At 60.7% G+C, this 2726-nt stretch carries 2 protein-coding genes and 1 pseudogene; all 3 read left to right on the top strand.

Annotation, left to right across the window (positions count from 1 at the left end; all coding sequences use genetic code 11):
- A pseudogene (locus C2R25_RS21090) lies at positions 1-123 on the top strand (3-hydroxy-2-methylbutyryl-CoA dehydrogenase); the annotation flags it as partial.
- A gap of 72 nt (positions 124-195) precedes the next feature.
- Positions 196-1746 (top strand): acyl-CoA synthetase, encoded by a 1551-nt coding sequence (locus C2R25_RS17355; RefSeq protein WP_103730410.1) that lies wholly within the window; start codon positions 196-198, stop codon positions 1744-1746.
- Positions 1743-2585 (top strand): SDR family NAD(P)-dependent oxidoreductase, encoded by an 843-nt coding sequence (locus C2R25_RS17350; RefSeq protein ID WP_146049693.1) that lies wholly within the window; start codon positions 1743-1745, stop codon positions 2583-2585. The genes C2R25_RS17355 and C2R25_RS17350 overlap by 4 nt, the downstream gene beginning before the upstream one ends.
- The last annotated feature ends 141 nt before the right edge of the window (positions 2586-2726 follow it).

Genomic DNA, 2726 nt, shown 5'->3' with positions numbered 1-2726 from the left:
TTCCCCAAGCGCCTCGGCATCCCCGAAGAATACGCCTCCCTCGCCGCAGAAATGATCCGCAACCCATACTTCAACGGCGAAGACGTCAGACTCGACGGCGCCATCCGTATGGCGCCAAAGTAAAAATTGGCCAAGCCGCGGGCCTGTCACGGGCCGGCCCGCGAAAGACGACCAAAAAGTTTGCGGAGAGACCACATGCATCCTTCAATCCACGCCGAAGCCACGCCGGAAAGGGCCGCGATCATCATGGCGCAGAGTGGCAAGACGCGGACGTACGGGGATATCGAGACAAGCTCGAACCAGGGCGCCCATCTGTTCCGCTCACTAGGCCTTGCGGCGGGTGATACGATAGCGATCTGCATGGAAAACCGTCCCGAGTTTTTCGAGGTCGCGTGGGCCGCGCAAAGATCGGGCCTGTTCTACGTCTCGGTCTCGAACAAGCTTCAGGCCGATGAGATCAGCTATATTCTCCATGATAGCGGAGCACGGGCTTTGATTACCTCGGCCGCACTCGCCGCACTAGCGGCGGATGTGGCGGGCGAGTTGCCGGACGTCGCCGTCTTTTCAGTCGATGGCGCGGCTGATGGCATGCGGGACTACCATGCCGAATGCGTCAAATTCCCGGCCACTCCGATTGCCGATGAGGAGGCGGGCAGCGAAATGCTCTATTCTTCGGGCACTACCGGTCGGCCCAAAGGAATCCGGCCGAAGTTCGAACGCGGCCAACCGATCACGGCCGATGATGCCGTGGTTTTGGTGGCAAGCAAACTTTATGGTGCGGGAGAGGATACCGTATATCTTTGCCCCGCCCCGCTATACCATGCAGCGCCGTTGAAATACGGCATGGCGATGATGCGAATGGGCGCCACTCTCGTAATCATGGAAAAGTTCGATGCCGAAGGCGCCCTTGCAGCCATCGAACGCTATGGCGTGACGATGGTACAGTTCGTGCCCACGCATTTCATCCGCATGCTCAAGCTGCCAGACGAGACGCGACAGAAATACGATGTCGGCACGCTGAAAGCCGTCGTTCACGCGGCCGCCCCCTGTCCGGTGCCGGTGAAGGAGGCGATGATGGCGTGGTTCGGGCCGATCATCTACGAATATTACAGTGGCTCCGAAGGCAATGGCGGCACCTTCATCTCGCCGCAGGAGTGGTTGACCCATAAAGGTTCGGTCGGGCGCCCGCTGACTACGAAAATCCATATCTGCGACGAAGATGGTAACGAAGTTCCGCCGCGGACCGAAGGCACGGTCTATTTTTCCGGCGGGCCTTCCTTCGAATATCACAACGATGCGGCGAAAACCCGCGAATCCCTGCATGAAAACGGCTGGAGCACTCTGGGCGACGTGGGCTGGGTCGATGAAGAGGGTTATCTGTACCTTACCGACCGCAAAAGCTTCATGATCATCTCGGGCGGCGTGAACATCTACCCGCAAGAGATCGAGAACCTGCTCACCATGCACCCTAAGGTTATGGACGTCGCGGTCATCGGCGCGCCCGATCCCGAGATGGGAGAAAAGGTCGTCGCGGTTGTCCAGCCCAACGACTGGGACGATGCTGGCGATGAACTCGCCGCAGAACTGATCCAGTTCGCGCGTAGCAAGCTGAGCCATGTTAAGGCTCCGCGCCAGATCGATTTCATGCAGCAATTGCCGCGTTTGGATACCGGCAAGCTTTACAAGCGCCTTATTCGCGACAGCTATCTGATTGCGTCGCCAACGGACGGAGGTAATGCGTCGTGACTGACCTTGGCGGACGAGTGGCACTCATAACCGGAGCGGGCCGCATGCGCGGGATCGGCAGGGCGACGGCCCTACGCCTTGCACAGGATGGGGCGGCCGTGATCGTCTCGGAGTCGCGCCGCAGGCCCGACACTTTTCCCGATCACGAGAAAGCCGCTGGCTGGCGCGGTGCCGCTTCGGTGGTTGCCGAGATCGAGGCGGCGGGCGGCAAGGCGGTCGCCGTACCATGCGATGTCACCGATGCGAACGACGTTGAGGCGATGATCGCACTGGCATGCGATGCGTTCGGCGCCCCCGACGCGATCGTGAACAACGCAGGCACGGCCGGCGGGGCTGGAACGTCGCCGATCATCGATCTCGACGATGCGCAGTGGCATCGCACGATCGATAGCAACCTCAACGGCACGTATCACGTTGCAAAGCACGCCGCGCGGGCAATGCGCGCCGCAGGCAAGCCTGGTGCCATCGTGAACCTGTCATCGCTGGCGGGACGCGCCGGGATGGCGAACTACGGCGCCTATTGCGCATCGAAATTCGCCGTCATCGGCCTGACCCAACAGTTGGCGCAGGAACTGGTCCGCATCGGAATCCGGGTCAATTGCGTCTGTCCGGGGTCGGTCGATACGGACATGATGGACGGGACGTTCCAGCGTACGGCCGATCACAGCGGCAAGATAGGGTTTCCGGACCTCAAGTCAGCCGTCGCGCGTGGCATCCCGATGCGCCGGCAAGGGTTCCCGCACGAACAGGCCGCCATGATCGCTTTCCTGTTGAGTGACGAGGCCGCCTATATCACCGGACAGACGATCAACGTCGACGGGGGCGTGCGGATGGATTGAGGTGCCCCCTTCTGAGTGGTCCATCGACTATTTTAGTCTGGACCATGAAGGAGATGCGGAAATGCCATCGAAGAAGCACAAGCCGGAGGAGATCATCGGCAAGCTACGTGAGGCAGAGATCGTGCTGGCGCAGGGCGGAAC

The sequence above is a fragment of the Novosphingobium sp. HII-3 genome, assembly GCF_002916655.1.
GTDB classification, from domain to species: domain Bacteria; phylum Pseudomonadota; class Alphaproteobacteria; order Sphingomonadales; family Sphingomonadaceae; genus Novosphingobium; species Novosphingobium panipatense.
This window is presented reverse-complemented; position numbering and strand designations above follow the sequence as displayed.

Excerpts from the sequence above, each read along its gene's own strand:
- C2R25_RS17355 (WP_103730410.1), top strand. The coding sequence starts at position 196 with ATGCATCCTTCAATCCACGCCGAAGCCACGCCGGAAAGGGCCGCGATC.